At 45.3% G+C, this 23,576-nt stretch carries 23 protein-coding genes, 1 tRNA gene and 1 other RNA gene; 11 read left to right on the top strand and 14 right to left on the bottom strand.

Features of this window, described 5'->3' with window-relative positions:
* Window positions 1-84 precede the first annotated feature (84 nt).
* On the bottom strand, window positions 85-795 hold the full coding sequence (locus tag FVR03_RS09255) for an SDR family oxidoreductase (protein WP_147921463.1): 711 nt from the start codon (window positions 793-795) through the stop codon (window positions 85-87).
* Between the two features lie 115 nt (window positions 796-910).
* On the opposite strand from FVR03_RS09255, the gene FVR03_RS09250 reads away from it, so the two are divergent.
* The gene (locus FVR03_RS09250) at window positions 911-1,642 is read left to right on the top strand and encodes an MlaE family ABC transporter permease (protein ID WP_147921462.1); all 732 of its coding nucleotides are present in this window, start codon (window positions 911-913) and stop codon (window positions 1,640-1,642) included.
* Window positions 1,643-1,660: 18 nt separating this feature from the next.
* Window positions 1,661-2,470 carry an ABC transporter ATP-binding protein gene (locus tag FVR03_RS09245; protein ID WP_147921461.1) on the top strand — a complete coding sequence of 270 codons (810 nt, stop codon included), beginning with the start codon at window positions 1,661-1,663 and terminating at the stop codon, window positions 2,468-2,470.
* Window positions 2,471-2,784: 314 nt separating this feature from the next.
* Here FVR03_RS09245 and FVR03_RS09240 read toward each other — a convergent pair whose 3' ends face one another.
* From FVR03_RS09240 to FVR03_RS09225, 4 genes are all read right to left on the bottom strand, one after another.
* Complete coding sequence (locus FVR03_RS09240) at window positions 2,785-4,089, bottom strand: NupC/NupG family nucleoside CNT transporter (RefSeq protein ID WP_147921460.1); 1,305 nt, start codon at window positions 4,087-4,089, stop codon at window positions 2,785-2,787.
* A 99-nt stretch (window positions 4,090-4,188) separates the two neighbouring features.
* On the bottom strand, window positions 4,189-4,788 hold the full coding sequence (locus FVR03_RS09235) for a bifunctional nuclease family protein (RefSeq protein ID WP_147921459.1): 600 nt from the start codon (window positions 4,786-4,788) through the stop codon (window positions 4,189-4,191).
* A gap of 19 nt (window positions 4,789-4,807) precedes the next feature.
* Window positions 4,808-5,782 carry an electron transfer flavoprotein subunit alpha/FixB family protein gene (locus FVR03_RS09230; RefSeq protein WP_147921458.1) on the bottom strand — a complete coding sequence of 325 codons (975 nt, stop codon included), beginning with the start codon at window positions 5,780-5,782 and terminating at the stop codon, window positions 4,808-4,810.
* A gap of 1 nt (window position 5,783) precedes the next feature.
* Entirely contained in the window at window positions 5,784-6,524 is a 741-nt protein-coding gene (locus FVR03_RS09225) for an electron transfer flavoprotein subunit beta/FixA family protein (protein WP_147921457.1), read from the bottom strand.
* A gap of 66 nt (window positions 6,525-6,590) precedes the next feature.
* On the opposite strand from FVR03_RS09225, the gene FVR03_RS09220 reads away from it, so the two are divergent.
* Window positions 6,591-6,923: a tetratricopeptide repeat protein gene (locus tag FVR03_RS09220; RefSeq protein ID WP_147921456.1), complete on the top strand. Its 333-nt coding sequence runs from the start codon at window positions 6,591-6,593 to the stop codon at window positions 6,921-6,923.
* A gap of 618 nt (window positions 6,924-7,541) precedes the next feature.
* The gene (locus tag FVR03_RS09215) at window positions 7,542-9,335 is read left to right on the top strand and encodes an AMP-dependent synthetase/ligase (protein ID WP_147921455.1); all 1,794 of its coding nucleotides are present in this window, start codon (window positions 7,542-7,544) and stop codon (window positions 9,333-9,335) included.
* Here FVR03_RS09215 and FVR03_RS09210 read toward each other — a convergent pair whose 3' ends face one another.
* From FVR03_RS09210 to FVR03_RS09190, 5 genes are all read right to left on the bottom strand, one after another.
* Complete coding sequence (locus tag FVR03_RS09210; protein ID WP_147921454.1) at window positions 9,336-9,671, bottom strand: avidin-fold protein; 336 nt, start codon at window positions 9,669-9,671, stop codon at window positions 9,336-9,338.
* A gap of 9 nt (window positions 9,672-9,680) precedes the next feature.
* The gene (locus FVR03_RS09205) at window positions 9,681-10,055 is read right to left on the bottom strand and encodes a DUF4180 domain-containing protein (RefSeq protein ID WP_147921453.1); all 375 of its coding nucleotides are present in this window, start codon (window positions 10,053-10,055) and stop codon (window positions 9,681-9,683) included.
* 162 nt (window positions 10,056-10,217) lie between these two features.
* Window positions 10,218-11,018, bottom strand: a complete 801-nt coding sequence (locus tag FVR03_RS09200) for a metallophosphoesterase (protein ID WP_147921452.1) — start codon at window positions 11,016-11,018, stop codon at window positions 10,218-10,220.
* Window positions 11,019-11,083: 65 nt separating this feature from the next.
* A complete protein-coding gene (locus FVR03_RS09195) occupies window positions 11,084-11,932 on the bottom strand; it encodes an Rpn family recombination-promoting nuclease/putative transposase (protein ID WP_147921451.1) in 849 nt (282 codons plus the stop codon).
* Between the two features lie 250 nt (window positions 11,933-12,182).
* Window positions 12,183-12,482 (bottom strand): antibiotic biosynthesis monooxygenase family protein, encoded by a 300-nt coding sequence (locus FVR03_RS09190; protein WP_147921450.1) that lies wholly within the window; start codon window positions 12,480-12,482, stop codon window positions 12,183-12,185.
* 340 nt (window positions 12,483-12,822) lie between these two features.
* Between FVR03_RS09190 and FVR03_RS09185 the strand changes: the two genes are divergently transcribed.
* Window positions 12,823-13,542, top strand: a complete 720-nt coding sequence (locus tag FVR03_RS09185) for an SDR family NAD(P)-dependent oxidoreductase (protein ID WP_147921449.1) — start codon at window positions 12,823-12,825, stop codon at window positions 13,540-13,542.
* Between the two features lie 187 nt (window positions 13,543-13,729).
* A complete protein-coding gene (locus tag FVR03_RS09180; protein ID WP_147921448.1) occupies window positions 13,730-15,031 on the top strand; it encodes a cryptochrome/photolyase family protein in 1,302 nt (433 codons plus the stop codon).
* A gap of 372 nt (window positions 15,032-15,403) precedes the next feature.
* Here FVR03_RS09180 and FVR03_RS09175 read toward each other — a convergent pair whose 3' ends face one another.
* Window positions 15,404-16,252 (bottom strand): HAEPLYID family protein, encoded by an 849-nt coding sequence (locus FVR03_RS09175; RefSeq protein ID WP_147921447.1) that lies wholly within the window; start codon window positions 16,250-16,252, stop codon window positions 15,404-15,406.
* A gap of 152 nt (window positions 16,253-16,404) precedes the next feature.
* On the opposite strand from FVR03_RS09175, the gene FVR03_RS09170 reads away from it, so the two are divergent.
* From FVR03_RS09170 to FVR03_RS09155, 4 genes are all read left to right on the top strand, one after another.
* A complete protein-coding gene (locus tag FVR03_RS09170) occupies window positions 16,405-17,310 on the top strand; it encodes a DUF2279 domain-containing protein (protein WP_147921446.1) in 906 nt (301 codons plus the stop codon).
* A gap of 413 nt (window positions 17,311-17,723) precedes the next feature.
* On the top strand, window positions 17,724-18,671 hold the full coding sequence (locus FVR03_RS09165; RefSeq protein WP_147921445.1) for a Smr/MutS family protein: 948 nt from the start codon (window positions 17,724-17,726) through the stop codon (window positions 18,669-18,671).
* A gap of 305 nt (window positions 18,672-18,976) precedes the next feature.
* Window positions 18,977-19,369: RNase P RNA component class A (rnpB, locus tag FVR03_RS09160), an RNA gene on the top strand.
* Window positions 19,370-19,716: 347 nt separating this feature from the next.
* A complete protein-coding gene (locus FVR03_RS09155; protein ID WP_147921444.1) occupies window positions 19,717-20,730 on the top strand; it encodes a hypothetical protein in 1,014 nt (337 codons plus the stop codon).
* A 57-nt stretch (window positions 20,731-20,787) separates the two neighbouring features.
* Here the strand turns inward: FVR03_RS09155 and FVR03_RS09150 are convergent, their stop codons facing one another.
* From FVR03_RS09150 to FVR03_RS09140, 3 genes are all read right to left on the bottom strand, one after another.
* Entirely contained in the window at window positions 20,788-21,516 is a 729-nt protein-coding gene (locus FVR03_RS09150; protein WP_147921443.1) for an SIMPL domain-containing protein, read from the bottom strand.
* A 924-nt stretch (window positions 21,517-22,440) separates the two neighbouring features.
* Window positions 22,441-22,740 (bottom strand): hypothetical protein, encoded by a 300-nt coding sequence (locus FVR03_RS09145; protein ID WP_147921442.1) that lies wholly within the window; start codon window positions 22,738-22,740, stop codon window positions 22,441-22,443.
* 75 nt (window positions 22,741-22,815) lie between these two features.
* Complete coding sequence (locus tag FVR03_RS09140; RefSeq protein ID WP_147921441.1) at window positions 22,816-23,091, bottom strand: hypothetical protein; 276 nt, start codon at window positions 23,089-23,091, stop codon at window positions 22,816-22,818.
* Window positions 23,092-23,265: 174 nt separating this feature from the next.
* Here FVR03_RS09140 and FVR03_RS09135 point away from each other — a divergent pair.
* Window positions 23,266-23,337: transfer RNA gene (locus FVR03_RS09135), tRNA-Glu, on the top strand.
* The last annotated feature ends 239 nt before the right edge of the window (window positions 23,338-23,576 follow it).

The raw sequence follows: 23,576 nt of genomic DNA, 5'->3' as shown, positions 1-23,576 counted from the left end.
TAACAGATAAGTATAGACCCTAATTATTTAAATGAAATTGCCCTTCCAAAGCAAAAAATGCAAAAAATATCCAAGGGTTGTGGTTTAATTTATATCTCCTAACTGGGGCCGTATCAGTATTTCTTCCATCACGCTGTTTTCTGATAGGTTGTAGGCCATGTAAATGGCACTGGCAACGTCTTCTGGTTTAACAAATCGCTCTGGTGGCAGGTCCACACCTTCCCAGCTCGCTGTGAGTGTGGCACCCGGTATAACAGCGGTTACTTTTACTTTATGTTCCTTCATTTCTTCGCGCAGCACCTGGGTCATGCCATATAGGGCAAATTTAGAGATGCAATACGAACCACCGTTAATATAAGGGGTAATGCTGGCCGTGGAGCAAATGTTAAAGATATGACCCGACTGACGACGGACCATATCCGGCACTAAGGCTTTGGTCATGTAATAGGCGCTGTACAGGTTGGTGCTGATCATGTGGGGCAAGGCCTCTTCGGGTTCTTCGTAAATCTTGCCGGGTATATACAGGCCGCTGTTGTTCACCAGCACATCCACTTTTACATCAAATTCTTTGACAAAGGCAACAAAGCTGTCCAATGATTTTTTTTCGCTTAAATCGGCTTCCTGGTAAAAAACCTTCGAAAAAGTGTACGCTTGTTCTATCTCCAGCTTCAACTTTTGCAGGTCTTTCTCGTTTCGGGAACAGGTTAGGATATGAAAGCCTTCTTTGGCAAACTGTTCGATAATGGCTCTCCCGATTCCTTTTGTTCCGCCTGTTACCAGAATATATCGCTGCATAATAAGAAATGAGTTTTATATGTGTTTTACAATTTTAGACGTAATATAACTATTATTACATGATTTTTAAGTTGAACTGTCGTAACATCCACCACACCCAGCGTTACTGCTCTATATGTTAGCAAATTTCGGAAAGTACCTCCTCTTTATACAAAGCCTCCTGGCTCGCGGTGAGGCCCCAAAAATCATTTTTAACAGAACCATAGACGAAGCCATTCTCATCGGGATCAACTCTATCCTGATCGTAGCTATTGTGTCGACCTTTATTGGGGCTGTTACCTGTGTTCAGATCTCCTATAACCTTACGAATGCCCTGATCCCTCGTTCAACTATCGGGTTTATGGTGCGCGAAATGACACTGCTCGAGCTGGCCCCTACCATTACCTCTATTGTACTGGCAGGTAAAGTAGGCTCTAACATAGCAGGCGGCCTGGGCACCATGAAGATAACCGAACAAGTAGACGCTCTGGAGGTAATGGGCATAAACTCTGCCTCTTACCTGGTGCTGCCTAAAATTATGGCAGCCGTTATGGTGTTCCCGATGCTGGTGATCCTTGCCATGTTCCTGTCGATAGGCGGCGGTTTTGTAGCGGGTGCGCTTTCAGGTGAAATTACGCCGCAAGAATATATTTCAGGTATTCGGGGCGATTTTGTTCCTTACAACATTTTGTTCGCGCTCATTAAATCGGTTGTGTTTGCCTTCCTGATTTCCTCTATCTCATCTTACCAGGGCTACAAAACGGATGGTGGCGCACTGGAAGTGGGTGAGGCTAGTACGAAAGCGGTAACCAATAGTGTTATTGCGGTGCTGGTAGCAGACTTTGTGCTGGCCCAATTGTTACTATGATTTTGTTTCTGAAAAACTATGATTGAGATTCATAATATACATAAGTCGTTTGGTGGCAAAAAAGTGCTGGATGGTGTGAGCGGGGTGTTTGAAACCGGCAAAACCAACCTGCTCCTCGGTGCCAGCGGAACCGGCAAAAGCGTGCTGCTTAAGTGTATTGTAGGCCTGATAAAACCAGACATCGGCAGCGTTACCTTCGACGGCACCTACTATACCAACAACAAACTCGATATTCGCCAGGAAATCAGGCGGAAAATCGGGATGCTCTTTCAGGGCTCTGCTCTCTTCGATTCTATGAATGTAGAGGAGAATGTGGAATTCCCGTTGAAGATGCTCACCAACATGAGCAAAAGCGAACGTATGGACCGTGTTAATTTCTGCCTGAGCCGTGTAGGGCTCGAAAATGCCAACCACAAAATGCCTTCTGAGATAAGCGGGGGTATGAAAAAACGTGTGGGTATAGCGCGTGCCATTGCCCCTAACTGTACCTACCTGTTCTGCGATGAACCAAATTCCGGCCTCGATCCCCAGACTGCCATTACCATAGATGAGCTGATTAAGGAAATAACCGAAGAGTACAACATTACCACCATTATTGTGACACACGACATGAACTCTGTTATCGAGATCGGTGACAAGATTATGTTCCTGTACAAAGGCAAAAAGCTATGGGAAGGCAACAACGTTGAAATTATGGACACAGATATTAAAGAACTGAACGACTTTATTTTTGCCAACCGCCTGATGCGTGATGCTAAAAAAGTTGAGGACGAACGTGCAGAAGAGGAAGATCGTGTAGAAGAAGAACGTAAGGGCGAAACTAGATAGATTATAGATGCAGGATCTTAGATTTTAGACCTAAGACCAAGCCACAAAAAAGGGATGTTACTGTGCACTCCCTTTTTTGTGGCTTGGCAAATTGCTCTTTCATAACTGCCGCGAGTTTAGGAGTAGCGGTAACCCGTGGCTTTTGTGTAGGCAAGCTCCCGACTTACGCGAGCACGAAAGATAGTTAAAATGCTTTGCCTAGTAGCCTAAATGCCAGGTATAAGATAAATCTACCTCTAAAGCCTTCGGAAGGCCATTTTCTTTCAAGTAATTTAATTGCCCCGCAACTGAAATAACTCCTCTATCCTGCTATCCTACAAATCGTAAAGCATTCCGGCTACAGTAGCTGTCATCATACAGGCCAGAGATGCACCTAGCAGGGCAATAAAGCCAAGTTTAGAAATATTTCCCTGCTGGTTAGGTGCCATACTGCCGATGCCTCCAACCTGGATTGCAATAGAACTGAAGTTAGAAAAACCGCATAAGGCATAGGTAGCCATTACTATAGATTTAGTGGAAAGTGTATTGGCATTTTTCATTTCGGCCAGGTCCAGGTAGGCCACAAACTCATTGATGGCAGTTTTCTGGCCAAGTAAACTGCCCACCTGCAACGATTCAGCCCAGGGCACCCCCATTAAAAAAGCAAAAACACGAAATATCTGACCCAAAATATACTGCAACGAGAACCCCTTAAACTGACCGTTTGTACTGGATATCACGATATCATTTAGCCCAGTCCAGGAACCGATCAGGTCGGTGAGCAAATAGTTTACAAGTGCAATAACTGCGATAAAGGCAAGTAGCATCCCTCCCACATTAGCAGCCAGCCTGAGACCATCAGCAGCTCCTCTTGACAGTGCATCTATCAGGTTAACACCCAGTTGCTCTTCGTTCACCTCCAGCTGTGTATTAATTTTCTCTGGTTCGGTTTCGGGCACCAGTATTTTTGCCAGTACGATGCCAGCCGGTGCATTCATGATAGAGGCTGTGAGCAGGTGAGCTGCAAAAATGGCTTTCTGGGCCGGGTCGCTGCCTCCCAAAAAAGAAACATACGCTGCCAGAACACCTCCGGCTAGGGTAGCCATACCACCTGTCATCAGGCACATCAGCTCGGAGCGCGTCATGCGGCCAATGAACGGACGCACGAGAAGAGGTGCCTCTGTCTGCCCAAGAAAAATATTGCCGGCAGCAGACAAGCTCTCAGCCCCGGATAAACGCATGCCTTTCGACATAACCCAGGCAATGCCAAACACGATCTTTTGTAATACGCCTAAATAATACAGGCCCGCAGAAACAGAAGAGAAAAAGATGATGGTGGGCAGTACCGAGAATGCGAAGATAAACCCCAGCCCTGCATTATTGTCAGGGTTAGCAAGGCTTCCAAAAAGGAACTGCGCCCCGGCCTGCGAAAAATCAAGAAAAGTAACAAACCCACGACTCACGGCAGCAAACATGCTGGCCACAAAAGCCACTTTAGTTACAAGAATTCCGAATAGAAGTTGTAAAAAAACGCCAAACCCAACCAGCCTCCAACTAATAAATTTTCTATTTTTTGAAAAAAGGAAAGCTATGGCCAGAATAGCGATTAAGCCAATTAGCCCTCTTAAAATATCAGACATGCTTTAGAGAAATTTCTCAAAAGTAAAGCAGATAATTTTATAAAACAAAACTCCTGCCTTCGTGAGGCAGGAGTTTTAAACATTAATATTGTGTATACATTAATTGCGTTTATTCAGCTCATCACGAATCTTGGCAGCCCGCTCATAGTCCTCTTTCTCAAGGGCATCGTTCAGCAACTTATTCAGTTCCTCAACCGATGTCTGGCTCAACGATTCTTTTGAACCGGAAGAAGACGTAGGCGAACTCTTAACTGCCATTTCTTCTGCTTCCTCGTCCTCATCTTCGAGGTCACTCAGAATAATTCCAGCCTCAGAGAGCACACTTTCTACGGTATAAATCGGAACTCCGAAGCGGAGACCGATAGCGATGGCATCAGAAGGGCGAGCATCTAGTTCAAAATCTTTTACGCCGTCTGAACACATTATTTTAGAATAGAACACCCCTTCTTTCAGGTCTGAGATCAGCACTTCTGTAATGCTAACACTCAACTGCTCGGCAAAACTCTTAAACAAGTCGTGCGTGAGGGGGCGGTTCGGGTTAATTTTTTCTATCTGAATAGCGATAGATTGCGCCTCGAACATTCCAATAATAATGGGCAATCTTCTGTTGCCTTCTCTCTCGCCGAGAACTAATGCAAACGACCCTGTCTGTGACTGACTGGAAGAGAGACCAAGTATCTCTAGCTGAATTTTTTTCACAATAAGCTTTTTGTCTGTTTTATAAGGCTTTTGCTGCCTCAATTAACTGTGGAACTATCTCAAAAGCATCTCCTACTATACCATAATCGGCTGCTTTAAAGAATGGTGCCTCCGGATCCTTGTTTATAACGACAATCACTTTAGAAGAGTTAACCCCCGCCAGGTGCTGAATGGCTCCGGAAATTCCGATGGCAATATACAAATTTGGACTAATAGTAATACCAGTCTGCCCAACATGTTCGTGGTGCGGGCGCCAATCCAGGTCCGAAACCGGTTTAGAGCAGGCAGTTGCCGCTCCTAAAGCCTTGGCCAGGTCTTCTACCAGGTGCCAGTTCTCAGGTCCTTTTAAACCTCTACCACCCGATACTACAATTTCGGCTTCGGGCAGCAGTACGCCACCGCCTGTTTCCTGCATCACGGTTTCTTTCGGAGCCGCTGCAAAATCGGCATCTGTGAGGCCGGTCGAGAATTTCTCTACGGTAGCACTGCCACCTGCATCGCTCCGTACCTCGGTGCTGTTCTTTTTAACAGCCACAATTTTTACGTCGCCGGTCAGGTTTACGTCGGCAAAGGCCTTACCCGAAAATACGCCACGCTTTACTGTAAAGGTATCGCCAGCTATAACAGGTAACTCTGTTACGTTTGTTGCCAACGAACCGTTTAACCGCACCGCCAGCCGCGACCCAAGGGCCGCGCCAATGTTTGTGTTCGAGAAAATAATGACCTTGGCACTCTCCTGCGAGGCTGCCTGGGCAATTACTTTTAAATAGGCTTCCGCCACGAAGTTATGAAGTCGCGCGTCATCATCAAATAAAACTTTTCTGATTCCTTGTGCGCCTAGTGCGGCGAGCGCAGATTCCTGTACATCGCCTATGGCTATGGCGGTTGCTTCTGTTCCTAAAGTGGTGGCTACCTGGCTTCCGTAAGAAGCTGCCTCAAGCGATGATTTCTTGATCTCGCCGTTAAATCCTTCTACTAAAACTAATACAGACATATTACAGAACTTTAGCTTCGTTTCTTAACAATGAAATTAACTCGCCGGCATTTTCGGCCTCGATCATGCGTACACCGCTTTTTTTCTCGGGCTTACTAAAGCTGGCGTATTCAGTTTTAGGCTCGCTGCCACTCGGTTCCACAACTTTCAGCGGTTTGGTGCGGGCCGTCATGATGCCGCGCATGTTGGGTATGCGGGGCTCGCTCATGGGTTGCTGGGCACTCGCCACAAATGGCAGCTTTACTTCCAGCACCTCTTTGCCACCCTCTATCTCACGTTCCAGGCGGGCAGTGGTATCGTCGAGCAGATCGAGTTTAAAAGCCGGGAATATAACTGGCAGCCCCAGCAACTCGCCGACCATGCCATGCACCTGCGAGCCATTAAAGTCGATAGACTCTTTACCCATCAAAATTAGGTCGTAGCTATTTTCTTTGGCTATAGCAGCTATTTGCTGCGCCACAAACAGGGCATCTTTCGGAAAAGCATTTACCCGAATGGCATCATCGGCCCCTATGGCAAGTGCTTTCCTGATGTTAGCCTCTGCGTCGGCCTCGCCAACGTTTAATACAGTTACAGTGCCGCCTTTGGCCTCTTTCAGCTCAATGGCTCTTGTTAACGCATACTCATCCCAGGGGTTTATTACAAACTGCACACCGTTCTTGTCGAACGTTTTACCGTCGGGTGTAAAGTTAATTTTAGAGGTGGTATCCGGTACGTTGCTTATGCAAACTAATATTTTCATGGTTAGAAATGTTAGCTTTGTGAATTATAAATTAAAATGATTTCCTAAATATAGCAAAAACGAATTATGTCTTTGTCCCGACTTGAACAGCTCCTGGTCTTCCTGCAAGACGACCCGAACGATGCTTTTACCCTATACGCAATTGCCACCGAATATCGCAACTTCGACAAACAAAAGGCAATGGAATACTACGAAAAGCTCCTCGCTGAGCACGAGAGCTACGTGGGCACTTACTACCATGCAGCCAAACTCTACGAGGAGCTTGGCCAACCCGAAACGGCCGAACGCATCTACAAAAAAGGCATGATGATCAGCCGCCAGGAAGGAAACATGCACGCTTTCTCGGAGTTGCAGCAGGCCTATAACAAAATGATGGGCCTCGACTACGAAGACGAGTAAGATGGGAATTTTGAATGAGAGATTGAATGGATGAATGACTATTTCTTTGTCTGGTTTCGTTTAAGAACATCCTTATAATTCTGGAACAAGACTTCATTCAATCCTTCAATCTCCCATTGATAACTTCCCCGTCGTTTCTTATTTTGGTGCACATAGTTTTCAAATTATCCAAATAAAAATAGCCTTCCAACGGTTTTTTGGCATTTTTGCTCCAAGGGTACAGAATGTATGTTCCCTGCTCGTGCTCGCAAAAAGTCGGTTTATCATCTACCGTTCCTTTCAAAAATAGTATGCATGCAGCATAATTACTAATTATAAACTGCATTCTTGTTCATAATGTTTTCTGTTTCTGAAAAAATTACTGTTTGTAAGTTTAACTCTTTTCCGCTCTCTTCTCCTCCTATAACTTTTGGCGGCACTTACAACTCCCCTATTGGAGCAAAAGGCAATGGCTGTGATGCAGCTGAAGAAAAATATTAGTTTGCCGAAGGCTAAGACTATTTTTATGTGAGCAAAAACAGTAGATTTGGAAGCAAAAAGATTGATCTGCTTCTGCCCCTGATCTGCAACATGCAGGCTCCAGTTAAGTAAAAGAGCTAAAGCAGAGAACACCACCTGATGAACAAGCCTACAAGATTATTCGATTTTCTGACTTACCAGCTGGAACATTTCCCGGCCGAGGATATGCTGAGTGCCAAAGAAAACGGCCATTGGAAAAAGTACAGCACCCGGCAAGTAACTGAGATCGTGAATCAGCTGAGCGCAGCTTTCCTGAAGATGGGCCTATCGTCGGGAGACGGTACGGCTGTAGGAAAAGACAAAGTAGCTATTATCAGTCAGAATTGCCCGGAGTGGATGCTGGTGGACATGGCGTTGCTGCAGATTGGCGTGGTGCCGGTGCCGGTTTACCCCACCATAAACGACAACGAGCTGCAGTTTGTGTTGCAGGATGCCTCCGTTAAAATGGCCTTTGTAGGCGATGAGAAACTTTACCGTAAGCTCCAGCAGTTGCTATCGGCGCTGCCCCGCCTGCAGCAGGTTTATACATTTAAGCAGGTGCAGGGGGCACCGCATTGGCAGGAGCTGCTGGCACCTGTTTCTGATGAGCAGTTACAGCAAGTAGAGAGCTGTCGTCAGGCAGTGCAGGAAAATGAGCTGGCGACCATTTTATACACCTCCGGCACCACCGGTACCCCCAAAGGCGTCATGCTATCGCACCGCAACATGGTAAGCAACGCGCTCGGCAGTGCCGACATTATCCAGGAAATAGGTGTAAAGGGCAAGCGGGCCATGAGCTTTCTGCCGCTGAACCATGCCTTTGAGCGCATGGCCACCTATTGCTACTTCTACAGTGGCGTTTCGGTGTATTATGCCGAGAGCATGGAAAAAATTGCCGAAAACCTGCGCGAAGTTAAACCCACCCTCTTCACCACGGTGCCCCGCTTGCTCGAAAAGGTATATGAGAGCATAATGGCCAAAGGCGCTGAACTTACCGGCGTAAAACGGAAACTCTTTTACTGGGCACTGGCATTGGCCGAGAAATTTGAAGTAAACACCGACCAGGGTCTTAGCTACAGGTTACAGCTGGCGCTGGCCAACAAACTCATCTTCAGTAAATGGCGAGAGGCTTTGGGTGGTGAAGTAAAAGCGATTATTACCGGAGCGGCTGCCTGCCAGGTTCGCCTGTTGCGTATTTTCACAGCTGCCCAGATTGTTATTCAGGAAGGGTATGGGTTAACAGAAGCCTCTCCTATTATTAGCGGGAGCCGTTTCAGCGAAAAAAACCGCATGTTTGGCACTGTGGGGCCGCTACTGCAGGGCGTGGAGGTGCGCATTGCCCCCGATGGTGAAATACTCGCAAAAGGCCCTAACGTGATGATGGGTTACTACAAACGCCCCGACCTGACGGCGGAGGTGCTTAAAGATGGCTGGCTGCATACCGGCGACATCGGCACGCTGGTGCAGGGTAAGTTCCTGAAGATTACCGACCGGAAAAAGGAGCTTTTTAAAACCAGCAACGGCAAGTACGTAGCCCCGCAACCCATAGAAAACCGCATGGTGGAAAGCCCTTATATTGAGCAGATAATGGTGGTAGGCGAATTGCAGAAATTTGTAGGGGCACTTATTGTTCCCGCTTTTCAGAAGCTGCAGGAGTGGTACACGAAACAAGGCGAAACCTACCCAGGCGACACAGAAGTGATAAAAGATAAAAAAGCCCAGGCCCTGATTGCAGAAGCGGTGCATTGGTATAACCAGCATTTTAACCCGGTAGAGCAGGTAAAGCGCTTCGAGCTGCTCCCGCTGCAGTGGACCATAGAAGGTGGTGAACTAACGCCTACGCTTAAGCTGAAACGCAAAGTTATATTGCAGAAATATGCCTCGGTGGTAAATGCTATTTATCCGGCACCCTAGTCAAACCTCCTCCAGCACCGACTGGCCGGCAGATCTGTCGCCTGATGTCCATTGCCACACTTCGTGGAGCCTTAGTTTGCCATTGGGTAGTACTTCAGGAGTAGATTGGCAGATGCCAGTCATAAGTTCACCTTTTAAATTTACCTGATGGTACCGCATCTCAATATTTCCTTCCGCATCGACTAAACCAATCAGGTGGCCTTTCCTGATTTCGCCACCGGCATAGTCGGATGTCAGTAGGTTTCCTTCCTGCCTGTACACAAACAAGGTATCGGCCGATGTCTCCCCATTTTCAGAATTGCTGATCGGCCTGAAGGTTTTGTTGTTGTAATTCATGGTTGCACCTTAACTACCCGGATTAGCAATAGAAAGCCGCTTGAAAGCATCTGCTAGTGTGGCGACAAAATTTACAAGCGCACCTTTATTGCTTTCATATATAAAGCTCTGTAAACTTTTGCTCTCCTCGCGGTCAAAATCACCTATAATAAACAGCTGAATGCGGTAGTTCGAGAACTTCTGAAGTAGTTCTCCAGCTACTCCTGTTCTCAGAATAAAAAAATCAGGTGTAATATTTTTCTGATGAATAATAACGGTGTTATAATTTTGGTAATATAAATCGCCAACTAAATTTGTTCCATCTTCTACAGTCTTAATTACCATGTCATCAGCGATAACCTCTGCTACCAGGTCGTTATTTAGGGTGTGCTCTTTGATAGTCATTTATTATTTTTAATTCTTAGGGTGTGAGCGGTTTGGGTATTGCCGAAGGCGGGGATTTTTAGCACAAAATTTCAATCGAAGAATGAAAAGTTGAACTTTGCACAAATGCCCAATCGAAGCGGTTCAGCCCCGCTTTTGGCAATACCTTGTTATATGCTGTGCTTATTTCCATTCTGTTGTCGGTAGTATTTTGTCAGTTAGATACTGTTTCCATTTTGTACCTGTAAATTCACAATTTCCGCTGTTGATTATAGCATTTGGAAAGTCCGCAAGAACCATTGTTAAGTCGTCCCAAACATTTTTCAATTTTTCGTCCTTGTTTTCAAAACTCAAACTCAGTTTTCCGTTATTTACCTTTAGATGCTTTAAAAAAATGCCTTCTTGTGTTGAATTAATTCTGTCCGTAAGCTGAATGTAGTAACCTTGGTAGTCTGGATAAGGAACTTGTTCTGGTTGTCTTTCGTCACCTGCGTAATAACGAAACAAGATTTCGTGTCCGTATTTGCTTAATATCTCTTTCCAAAATTCAGGTCTTGGAATTTCCGAAAGGTCAGTTGTCAAATACATTTCTGTCTCACTTGCCCAAGGCTTAAAAATTGTTTTTATTAATTGCTGTTCTTCAATAACAAGACTATCTGTAACAAGTCGAAAAGTCGCAGGAGTAGTGAATACCAAGCAAATTCCATTTTCAACTTCACTTGCTTCAATACATTCGATGTAATTGTCGTCACTAACATTTACCACATCTTTGTCAAAAGTCCATTCGTGAATTTTAGAAGGAATGATTTTGAATGGTAAAATGTGTCTTTCAGAATTTGCCTTATAGTTTGCTTTCACGTTATAACCAACAATAATTTCAAGCGGATTTTCCGTGATTGCCAAAACGTGTCCGTCCTCAAAGTAGAAGTTATCGGACAACCATTTGTCAAGGTCGTTGAATGTATGTACGGTCGTTTTTAGCATAGCATCTAACGGTGTGGCCTGATAAGGTGTGCAAGGCGCAGCCGCAGCATAACTTATAGGCTGGGTTACCCTTCGTTTGTTTTCAACTGCTCAATAGATTCACTACTTAAACCAGTTAGTTCTGTAATGTCTTCAATAGAAAAGCCCATCTTCAAAGCTTTTTTAGCTATTTCAATTGCTTTTTCTTCCTTTGCTGTATCTAATGAATTCTTCAAGTCACGATAATACTTCAAGCTGTCCTCATATAATCGAACTTGATCAGGAGTGAATCTGGCTATCTCAGCTGTTTCGAAGAGTTTTTCAAATATTCGCTCCCTCAGCTTGTCTGGCACCTTGTCAAGTCTATTGAGGTTGCGAAGCACATACAGCCACTTGTCGAACCTAGTTTCCAATTCGTCAACTGTTTTGTTGAACTTAGGCAACTCCAGATAGATGAAGGTAAGCTTATCATAAAACACTTTTTTTGTTTCTGTGTCTGTTAGCTTTATGTCATACCTGAACTTGTTGGGCTCATTCTTGTCTTCGTCAAACACGAAGTCGAGTATGGCAATGGTGTAGACAGCCTTCAACTCATAGTTCCAGTCGGCTCGTTTAGCTTGTTCCCTAATGGGAAAGGTGGAGTAGTAGACGGTGCGGTCTTTGAAGAAGTTCTGCTTTGTCTTTTGTAGCTCTACGATAAACTTCTCCCCTTTTTCATTTTCGCAGTACAAATCAAAGATGGCTTTTCTGTCAAGCTCACTCGTTCCCAGATGTTCGCTTTTTAGGTAAGTCAAATCTTTTATCTCCCCCTGTTCTTCTTTCAGTAGCACATTTAAGAAATCCAGCAGCAGGTCTTTGTTAGGTTCTTCTCCGAATAGCCGCTTAAAACCGTAATCGGTAAACGGGTTTATATATCTTTCAGTAAATTCAGCCATTGTTTTTTCCTTTACTCAAAGATACTTAATTTTCAAACTCGCTGTTTTTGTTTTTCAAATGAAGGGTAACTAATGGATAAACGTAATACTCAACCAAACCTACGCTTATCTGCATTATGTGCGAAGTATAATCGCCTCTATGCAGCCTGCAGGTACAAGTTTATCCTGACAAGTTACCAAAAGCAGGCAAAATAAAAAAGCACAACTTCTTCCGAAATTGTGCCTATAAAAAATGTTACACCTAAAGAAATTACTCCGCTACATGTTCAAAGCCTCTGATTTTGACGCTGCCAGGTACCAGTTTCAGGCCCTCCGGAATGCTATTGTGTACATCATGGAACATGTGGCTTTTGTACCAAACCTGGAAACTCTCCTCATCGGTCCAGAAAGTCATGAGCCAGATTTCGTTAGGGTTTTCATGGGGGCTCAGCACCTGCAGTTTTACAAAACCGGGTGCATTGTCTACCAGGTGAGGCCTGTTCCGATAAGCTTCTTTTACTTCAAAAGCCATATCGTTTGCAATTTCAAAAGAGCTGATCGAGATGTACATAGAATGGGTTAGCAGTTACGATTTGATATGCTTAAAAAGAAAAGTTTTACCAGCCTTGCTGCTTAAGCAATTACAAAGAGACTAAATTAAAGTACAAAATCAAAATCTGCACATTACCGGCTCACTAACCGCCCAGAACCAGCAGGTGCTAAAACAGAGCGTTAGCCACCTCTACAGCTAATTTCTGTTTACCTGTATTAGAAGAACCATTTCGGGCAAACTTCTTTTAATGATATAGTTCCGTTCTGTGACTGAGCCTCCCCTACCCGGTTATAGCTTAGGAAAACTGGTACAAGTCATAACAAATACAGCGGCTGGCGGTTGTATCAAAAACCCAACTATGAATTTCAACGATAAAAATATATTGGTGGTAGGCGGCACATCCGGCATAGGTCTCGAAACGGCAACTCAATTACAACAACAAGGCGCGCATGTTCTGGTGGCATCGCGGCAGCATTCTGAAGCAGCCGAAGCACAGCAGTTACCGCACCTGCCGCTGGATGTTCTGCAATTCGACAATGCGTTTGCAGATGCTTTGCCTGCCGAACTGCATGGCTTGATTTACTGCCCCGGTAGCATCAGGTTAAAACCTTTTGAACGGTTAAAGCCGGAAGATTTCCGACAGGAACTGGAGCTACACGTAATAGGAGTTGTGCAGGTGCTGCAGGCCGTGTTACCTTTACTCAAAAAAGCCAAAGGAGCCAGCGTGGTGCTTGTCAGTACGGTGGCCGCGCAGAACGGTATGCCTTTTCATGCTGGTATTGCCACAGCCAAAGCCGCTCTGGAAGGATTAACATTGTCGTTGGCGGCAGAATATGCCGGTGCTCAGGTCCGCTTTAATGCCATAGCCCCTTCGCTTACCAATACGCCACTGGCAAAAACGCTGCTCAACACGCCCGAAAAAACAGAGGCAGCCGGTAAACGCCACCCACTCGGCCGTGTAGGCGAACCTCATGACATTGCGGCGGCAGCCCTTTACCTCCTCTCCGACTCCTCCAGTTGGATGACCGGCCAGATTCTGCACCTTGATGGCGGCATGAGCACCCTCAGGACATCTTAAGGCTTCTTCAAATTAGAAATTATTATGGCGCGATCGTCCTGGCTCGTATCTATTTGGCTTCGATAAGTGAGGATGCAGTTTATAGATTACTTAAATTTTGCTAATGTTATTGCCCTTCAGAAGCTTTTCTTATCTAAAACAGTCAAGGGTTTACTCACTTTCTCAACCTAAACTTTCCACATAAGCTATGGTTTTATTCTGGTTCAGGCGCGACTTACGCCTGCACGACAATACAGGTTTTTTTAAGGCACTCACAAGTGGTGCGCAGGTGCTGCCATTCTTTATTTTTGATACAGACATTCTCGATAAGCTCGATGATACCCAGGACGCGCGCGTGACCTTTATCTACAAGACAATAGAAAATTTGCACCAGCAACTGGAGACTTACAACAGCACTTTGCTTGTAAAATATGGCAAGCCGGAGGCTGTTATAGCAGAACTCCTCCAAACCTATGCAGTAGAGGCCATTTACACCAACCACGATTATGAGCCTTATTCCCGCCAGCGCGATTTACGCCTGCAGCAGTTGCTAAAGAAGCACAACGTCTCATTTTGCTCGTTTAAAGACCAGGTTATTTTCGAGAAAGAGGAGATAATGACGCAGAGTGGCAGCCCCTACAAAGTGTACACGCCATACAAGAACTCCTGGCTGAAGGCTTTTAAACCGGAACACGCAGAAGAAGCTCCGAGCCAGCACCAGTTGCAGCACCTCCTGAACCATGCTAAAACCAAAGTACCTACTTTACACAAGATGGGCTTTCAGGTGTCGGAGGTGGAGGTACCAGACCCCGATGTATCGGCAGATACCCTCAGCGCCTACCACGATACCCGCAATTTACCGGCACTCGATGCTACCAGCCGACTGAGCGTGCATTTACGCTTTGGCACGTTCAGCGTGCGGCAGGCAGTACAATTGGCCCTGCGCCATAACAAGGTATGGTTGCAGGAGCTGATCTGGCGCGAATTTTTCATGCAATTGCTTTACCACTTCCCCCAAACCACCAACGAAAGTTTCTACCCGAAATTCAGGCAGATTACCTGGCGCAACAACGAACAGGAATTTGAAAAATGGTGCCAGGGCACAACAGGTTTTCCGTTGGTTGATGCCGGTATGCGAGAGCTTAACCAAACAGGTTTTATGCACAACCGGGTGCGGATGGTGGTGGCAAGTTTTCTGGTAAAGGACCTCTTCGTAGATTGGCGTTGGGGTGAGGCCTATTTTGCCGCTAAGTTGCTGGACTACGAACAATCGAGCAACATCGGGAACTGGCAATGGGCCGCGGGAACGGGTGCCGATGCGCAACCTTACTTCCGCATCTTTAACCCCGACAGCCAGGTCAAAAAATTCGATAAGCAGCACGAGTACATCAAAAGGTGGGTACCGGAGTTTGGCACAGCCGCCTATCCTGCTCCTATGGTCGACCACAGCCAGGCACGCGACAGAGCCCTACAGGAGTTTAAAAAATCGATAGAAATGATGGGGTCTTAAAGCTGCACCAACTTATGGCATCAAACCTCTACCAGACCCTTGACTCAAAATCTCTCAAATTCCTTTTGAAGGCCAATTTCATTAGAATAATTCAGTTAATCACCGATTATTCAGCTTGTATCCTGGTTCTAAAGCTGGTTTGTGCTAAACTATAGTAGAGTCTTAACTTTGATGAATTTGTATTGCCTACTTTACAATTGATAAAACTCCTTAATCGTATGCCCTGCTAATTTAATTTTTAGAATTATGTACCACGACAAAAGAGCTCAGGAGCGACCAGAGGCCACGGAATAATTATCATAAGCGAGGATGCCTGTGCGAACATAATTTTTAATTTCTAATTTCTAATTTCTAATTTTGCGAAGCACTACTTTAATGTTTATGATGGCTTTTTCGGCTGCCTGGTTCATAAATTAAGCGTACAAAAGAGCTCAGGCGTTCGCTTGTTTTTGAAATCGGGATGCCTGTAACGATACCCATCATCAGCGATTCATGAATAACCAAACGCATCTGCGGCCGGATGACCATTTTAAACTGATCGTGGTAAAAATCTTTGTTCAGCTCCACACCTAGAAAGTTTCTGCTCCCGGGAATCATGTAATGAAGGCTGGTATTTACTTCATAATCTGTTGTGATACCGCTATGCCCGAAATGTCTGCGCATGCGGGGGCCTGTATACACCAGGGTATGGAAGTCGCCGCCCCAACGTTTGGCCACTACCAGAAAAGGGTTGAACAGCAAACCTGAAAAAAGGTCGTCTTTGCCGATGCGGTCCAGGTCTGCGAATTCAAATTCGGTGATCTGCCCCAACGCCATGGATGTCTGTAGCTTTGCGTTCACCAGAAACGTGTACTGTGCGGCCAATTTCAGCGACTCTACTCTATCAGAAGGCCTGTTAATTTCGGGTAGGCGGTCTTTGCTGTTGCGGGTATACATAGTAAACGGCACCTCCACCTCAAGGCCGAGCCTGTCGATGGGTGCCCACTCATACTCTATCAGAAACTCATAGCTGTCGTAGTTCAGGTTATCGGTCATGCCAGCTCCGATGTTCCATTCCTTCTCACCTTTGTGCGCACCCAAATCCCGGATAAGGTCGATGTAAAGAGGTTCGGCATGCTCCAGTTTCAGTGGGCGCTTAGCGGTAGAATCGGCAGGATGATGATGTTGAGATCTTACTACAAAGGAGGTAAGCGTAAACAGAAAAACTAAGAAAAATCTCATAGAACTTTTAAAGAGAAGCATTTTCCGTAAAATTAGACTTCAAGATTAAAGATAGATTAAAAATAGATTAGAATAGTCATTATTCGCTTCATGAAAGCTGGTTTCAGCAGCAACTGCTAGTGCAAATTAGATTGCTTCTGTACCTTTACATTATGTTTCAGTACCTGCTCTCGTTTCTTCTGCTCGTTTTTTCGCTTCAGCCTCTGTTTGCTGCCTCTCCCCTGCCTCCAGATTCGGTGGAGACGGGCGTAAACAAAAAGCGCCTGCTGGTGCTGGGCACCGGGTTTGGAGTTGGGTATGCAGGTATGCTGTACACGCTGCACCACGCGTGGTACAAAGAGCAGGACCGCACCTCTTTCCATTTTTTTAACGATAACCACGAGTGGAAACAGATGGACAAGGCAGGTCACTTCTGGAGTGCCTTTCACCAGAGCAGAGCCGGTATAGACCTGATGCGCTGGGCCGGACTACCTGATAAAAAAGCCATTGTTTATGGTGGTTTGGTGGGTGTGGTACTGCAAACGCCCATCGAGATTTTCGACGGATTTCAGTCTGAATACGGGGCTTCTGTTGGCGACCTGGTGGCGAACACGGTTGGCTCCGCTGCAGTTGTTGCTCAGGAACTTGCCTGGCGCGAAATCCGGATTATGCCTAAATACTCGTTCCATACTACCCGCTATGCCGCCATTCGCCCCAATTTGCTTGGCAGCAGTCTGGCAGAGCAGGCGCTAAAAGATTATAACGGGCAAACTTATTGGCTATCGGTAGATGTGGGTGCTTTTTTGGCACGGGAGCGGCGTTACCCCCGCTGGCTGAACCTGGCTGTAGGTTATGGTGCTGAAGAAATGGTATACAACCACGTACCCACTAACCGTGCCTTGGGCCTGCACGCTTACCGCCAGTTTTACCTGAGTCCCGACTTAAACCTGCTTCATTTTAAAGGCCGCAATAAATTATTAAACACAGCGCTTTACGTGCTAAGCATCGTGAAAATACCTGCACCCGCACTGGAGTTCCGCAGCCGGGGAGGCATCCGCTTCCACCCTGTTTACTTTTAGGCTTACCATTAGATAATGTGAAGTTAATCTTCTTGTAGAGCAACAGGCTTACCAGAGCTTATTTTAAGGCATTGCCAATGCAGCAATTCAGTAAGTAATATCTTCGGAGAGCTGCTTCTAATCTCTCAGACGCTCGCAGGAGCTGCGCACGCTGCGAGGTCTTGGCCGCACCAGTTACCACAATGCAGGATTTTAGCAGAAGGAGAAAAACCTTATGAACTGTGTTCTGAAGAAGCGCAGCTTCCTTTTCTTAAACCGATGAAGTAATTTACTGTATTGGCTAATTATTCAGATGAAATTGGCCTCCAAAACACTTTTAGGGGTTATTGAGGTCAAGGGTTGCCCTGGTTCAGGCACTGCTGCTCTTTGTTAAAAACATTGTACCTTTGTAGTTACAATTAACTGAAAAACCGATGAACGTAGGAGACCGTGTCCGGTTAATGTCTGGCAGAGAAGAAGGCATTATTACCCGGATTTTAGATAATAACATTGTGGAGGTGGCTATAGACAATGACTTTACCATACCGGTGGCACGCCGCGAAATAGTGGTAATAGCCGCCGAAGAAAGCACTTTTCTACGCAACGACACACCTAAACCTGTAGCTAAAAAAGAACCTGTGGCACCTGTTCTGGCAGCGCATGGCATCTACCTGGCTATGGTGCACCAGTCTGATGAGTTATTGGCGGCCACCATCATCAACAACACCGATTACGATGTGCTATTTACCTGCGGAGAAGAGCGCAACGAAAAATACAGAGGCCTGCAAAACGACAAAGTTGCTCCTAAAGCCACTCGGGTAGTAGGGCACTACCACCTCAAAGACTTTGAGCAGTGGCCAAGCCTGCTGGTACAGTTTCTGCAGCACCGCACCGGTGGCCCCACGCTGTTTGAGCCGATCACCAAAAAAATACAGTTTAAAGCCGCTTCTTTTTACAAGAGCAAAAAAATGGCACCCGTCCTGAAAAAAGAAGCCTACGTTTTTCAGCTGGACTCTAAACCTGTACCCCTTGACGCAGGGCAACTACTGGGGCAGCTGGCCGAAAAACCTGCTCAGAACGAAAATTTCAAGTTAAAAGCACCCGACCACGAAGTAGACCTGCACATAGAGAAGCTTACCGACGAGTACAAAACCCTAAGCAATAGTGCCATGCTCAAATTGCAGTTGGAGCACTTCCAGGATGCCCTTGACAGAGCCATGGCTACCAACATGCACGAAATTATCTTTATTCATGGTACCGGCACTGGCGTGTTGCGGAAAGAAATACAAAAAATCCTGAGCCGTACCCAAGGCATCAAATACTTTGAGGATGCCCGCAAAGAAAAATTTGGCTACGGCGCTACTTTGGTTAGAATCAGATAGTTATTTGAAATCAGAAACTGAGTACAGCAGAAAGGCTTGGACATATGTTAAACCCTGAGCCAAATGTTGCTCTTATTTCTTTTGGAGGCCTTTTTCGTTAGAATAATTGGGCATCATGCTAACAAATCAATGTTCATGGTGTAGTAGACCTGTTATATTAGATTCAGCAGCGTGAGTGGTAAAAGGGAGCAGACTTTCAGGAGTAGTTCTTAGAAATTGAAAACCACCAGTCTATCCTGAAGTCTAGCATCTAATATCTAAAATCTATCATCTAAAATTAGCTATCTTTGCAGCATAAAAAATTAACGGCAAGCCATCTTATCGCTGCTCCTTCGGGAGGAGAGGAAAGTCCGGGCAACGCAGAGCATCCTACTTCCTAACGGGAAGGGGCCTTTCCGGCGACAGAAAGGCTACAGCTAGTGCCACAGAAAATAACCGCCTCTTGCAAGAGAGGTAAGGGTGAAAAGGTGCGGTAAGAGCGCACCAGTGGGCGGGCGACCGTTCCAGCTGGGTAAACCTTAGGAGTTGAAAGACCAAATAGGCTGGCAGCGTCTTGTTTCGGCAAGGCTAAGGGCTGCTCGTCCGATGTCAGTGGGTAGGTCGATGGAGCCTGCGCGCGAGTGCAGGCCTAGATAAATGATAAGACTTTGGGAGTAACATCCTGATGACAGAACCCGGCTTATCGGCTTGCCGTTATTTTTTAATTTTAAAGCTGTGTATGAATGATGGAGTGTATATTTTCAAAAGGATTGCCTTTCGGTGATCCCTTTGCTTAGTTCTTTACTCCTACTCTACTTAAGTGCCTTCTCTTTCAGATCCTCCAGGTTCTTCCCTATTCCTACTAATTTACAGCAGCACCAACAGCAGCAGAGTTTCTGGTAGGGCTTTTTGTTTGGAAAGGATGTTGATTGTTAAAGGCTTAATGTTTTATTTCAGAAATTTGAAGTAGAAAAAAATTTGTTCCCTTCACTCAAAACTCATAACTCTTAATTTTTAACTCTTAACTCCCCTCTCGCCTTCGTATCTTTGCACTTTACTTTATAAGATGACAGATTTACGCGTTTACGACCCTTTCGAGAAGATGCAGTTCAGTGCTCAAAACTGCTTTCTTTGCGGCACCTCCATTACCAGCGAACAACGTACACCGGTTTTTGCTACCTGGCTACAGCAGCAATACAACCTGCAGCAAAAAGAACTGCTCCTGCTCGATAAAAGTGTGACCACCTTTGGCGACTTAACCATACCCTGTTGCGATAATTGCCACCTGCACCACATCATTCCGCTGGAGGAGCAGGTTGAAGCGGCTGCTGCACAGGGCCTGGCTGGTCTGCAAGCCCTCGAAGAGCAAAAGCTGTTTCAGTGGATCGGAAAAATGTATTATGGCACCCTTGTTACCGAACTTATAAAAGAAGCTGATCCGCTGATAAGGCCAGAGTATGCCGTTAGCGAAAACCCGAAAATGCTGGGTAAGTTCCGATCTTTTTACCAGGTGCTGCAATCGCTGCGGGTACCGATGGTGTTTTCAGATTTTCTTCCTTGCTCCCTGTTTCTGGTGGAAGTAAATTCTACAGAAGACGAACTTCCTTTTGAATACCAGGATGAACTTACGACCATGGCTTTCAGTATTAAGCTCGGCTCTGTTGCCATCGTTTGCTCGCTCCTCGACAATGGCATTATAAAGAGGGCACTCGGGCGGTTCTACAGGTTAACGCAGGGGCAGCAGTTGCATCCGGTGCAACTGGCCGAAGTAAAGGCACGGGTGTTTTATGCTGCCTATATTTTTAACGTTGTACCCGAATACTTTGAGCGCCCCACCAAACCAGGCGATGAACAGCTGGTACTCGATACGCTGATTGATGATGTGACGAACGAAGTTTTTAACCCCTGGGAGGCCACCAGTTACGCCCACATGCTGGAAGAGATGCTGAAGCCGTGGAGTATCCGGAAGCAGCACCTGATGCCGGAGCTGAACCAGGTCATCAGCTTTATTGCCGATACCAGTGACCACTTTAAACCTATGCCGCATTTCAACAAAGAGGAGGTGCTGGGGCACCCATAAAAACAGAGAAACTCCTGCCGGTCTGGCAGGAGCTTCTCTGTTTATGGGTCTTTAGTTTTACTGCTCCAGCACGAAGCTCACGCTGACGGTTGATGTTATCACGACCTCACCACCTGCAATAGACGGATCTCCATCCATCATAGCAGCCTGCTGCACCATCATGTTATTTCTGGCATAAAGTGGCTGAGGCCCTCCCCCATTGGTGCTTTCGCTGATGGCGTATACTTTGCCTACTTTGGCTCCTAGGTCGTTTGTTAGGGCAGCGGCTTTCGCTTTAGCATCGTTAACAGCCTTTTTTCTGGCCTCTACTTTATATTTCTCTACATCCGATACTCTGAAAGCAATTCCGTCTACGCGGTTAACACCAACGCCATACAAACCGGAAATCACTTCATCGAATTTGTCGAGTTTAGTCAGTACAAATGTCATGGTTTTTTGGGCCATGTAAAAGTCTGGCGTTGTTTTGCCAAATTCGGAGCTGGCTGTGTTATACACCGGCTGCACATGCATATACGATGTCTGGATGTTTTTCGCGTCTACTCCCTGCTTTTTCAGGTAAGCAATAATGGCCGCTGCCTTTGTATCTGCCTGCTTCCGTACCTGGTCCAGGTTTTTGTCGCGTAGTTCTACGCCCAGTGTCACTACCACTTCGTTTGGCTGTACTTTTACTTCGCCTCTTCCGTCAACATTTATCATAGGAGGAAGAATCTGTTGCGTTTGAGCCTGTAGGACCATCGGAGCGGCAAGTGCAAACAGCATCAGCAGCATTAATTTTGACTTTTTCATAATTTTTGTTTTGTAAAAAGGTTGGTTGATTTTTAGAATTTGCACCTGGGAAAAGTTCAGGTACTGTATAGCCTGCTGCTATACTGGCTGCCTATTCAAAACCTGTACCATCTTTTAACTTCACTACCCGGTTGTAGGCTTTGATAAGCATACAATTTAAAACAGCTTTCTGGCTAATTAACTGCCACTGCAGTACAACTCGCTGCTAATAAGGATGCTGCACCAAGAATAACAAAGTTTAAACACTAAAAAATAGTCTAAATAAATTTTCTGGACTCTCATCAAAAAGGCTTACCTGCTCCTGGAAATACAAGGCTATTAAACTGCCCGCGATGCCTTCCTTTTATCACTGCCAGATAGTTGCATGAAATGCCATTACTTAGAATGTAGAGAAGCGTGTTTGAACCAGGGAATTATTCGAATAAAAAATGCCTTCAGAAGAAATTTAGAGCATAATCATCCAAGGGTCGTGAAATCAAGTGCTTCTTCAAATAAGGATGAAGCTGTTTTCAGGGAGCAAGCGTTATTGCTTATGGCTTTCCCGCTGTGTTATTTGTGCGTTACGAAAAGATTAAGGAAGCAAATGCAGTATAGCCGCCTTTGAACAAGAGGAGCAGCCAGTGCAATTCATTCAAATGTATAGTAAACCCTTGGCAGATTTTTGATAAAAACCCTTTTGGAGGCTAATTTCATTTAAATAATTTGCGAGCTAGATTTATGTTTACACTCAATTTTTTAGTGTATTTAACAGAGGACAAATTAGGTGCTTTTTATAGGATAAGCCAAAAGAGTGGCTGCAGCATCTGGTTAATTAGGAAAGTTTCAGGTATTCTGGCGAATGCAGCTGAATAAATGGGATAAATAAAAATCAAAAGCCTTTAGCTCCTGGAGCTAAAGGCTTTTGATTTTTATATGCAGCAGATTTTATTCTGAATCGAAGTCGAAATCCTGGTCGCCTACATAGCGGGCAACCAAGATGGCTCCGATGGTAACAGCACCTGCCGACAAAATCAATTGCGTGGTTGTCAGTTTTTTAGTTGCTTTTAAAACAAGCGTACCTACATCGTGGAGTAGTTCCGGCAGTTTCTCGTGACGGCCCTGAAACACATGCATGGCCGACTCAACAGTTTTAGACATATCATGCGGTTGCAGCAACTGCAAAGCACCTTCAGAAGACTTTTTGCGGGCACCTGCGTTTGCACTTTGGTTTTGTTCGTTTTCCATAATTTTATGTTTACCTATTTTCTAGATTAGCAATTGCTACTTATACGGTAGTTCTGGTAGATTGGCTTTGTTTAACTATATTTTTGGCTGACCACCATACTGCACTATCATCTGGTTCATTCGCTCAATCAGACTATCTGCGTTCAGCATCATGCTGGCCGGAAAGCCGACCGACACATCATTTATCTCTAACGATTCCGCTTCAGGATTATACAGGTAGCTGGCCGATACACCTTTTTCTTTAATGTTGCCACTGTTGCCTTCTAAATGAAGCCCCATAGTCTGTAGCTTATCGCGAAGCTGGTTGTATACCTCAGGTCTTACTCCACTGTAATGCGCATTTTTTGCCATTTCTTTATCCTCTTAATTTTATGTATTTAAAACGAGATACTTCTATATAGGTTCTGTACGACTATACTTCACCAGAAAGTTGAATAAAAAAGTAGCACCAATTGCCATAAATAGAAAAAATATTTTGCGTTACTCCAAATCAACCTTATATTTGCACCCTCAATACCACACAATGGTCCGTTCGTCTAGGGGTTAGGACTTCAGATTTTCATTCTGGCAACAGGGGTTCGATTCCCCTACGGACTACACGAAAGCCGCTTCAGTTAGATCTGAAGCGGCTTTTTTATGTATTAGGATATTTTCTGAAACGATTTTACGGAACAATACCTAAGTGCCAAACTACCGCATTAGTATTTTGAAAAGCCGCTTACGATCCGTGATCTTCTGCCAGATAGGCTGTTTGACTTGCGCTACAAAAATTGCCTGACGCGTACTGTATGCTGCATCGCCTCCCTGGCTCACTTAAATCTAGACTAGCAAAAGCT

This window comes from Pontibacter qinzhouensis, from assembly GCF_008017455.1.
Taxonomy (GTDB): domain Bacteria; phylum Bacteroidota; class Bacteroidia; order Cytophagales; family Hymenobacteraceae; genus Pontibacter; species Pontibacter qinzhouensis.
The sequence above is the reverse complement of the archived record's forward strand: the minus strand, read 5'-3'. Positions and strand labels throughout refer to the sequence as shown.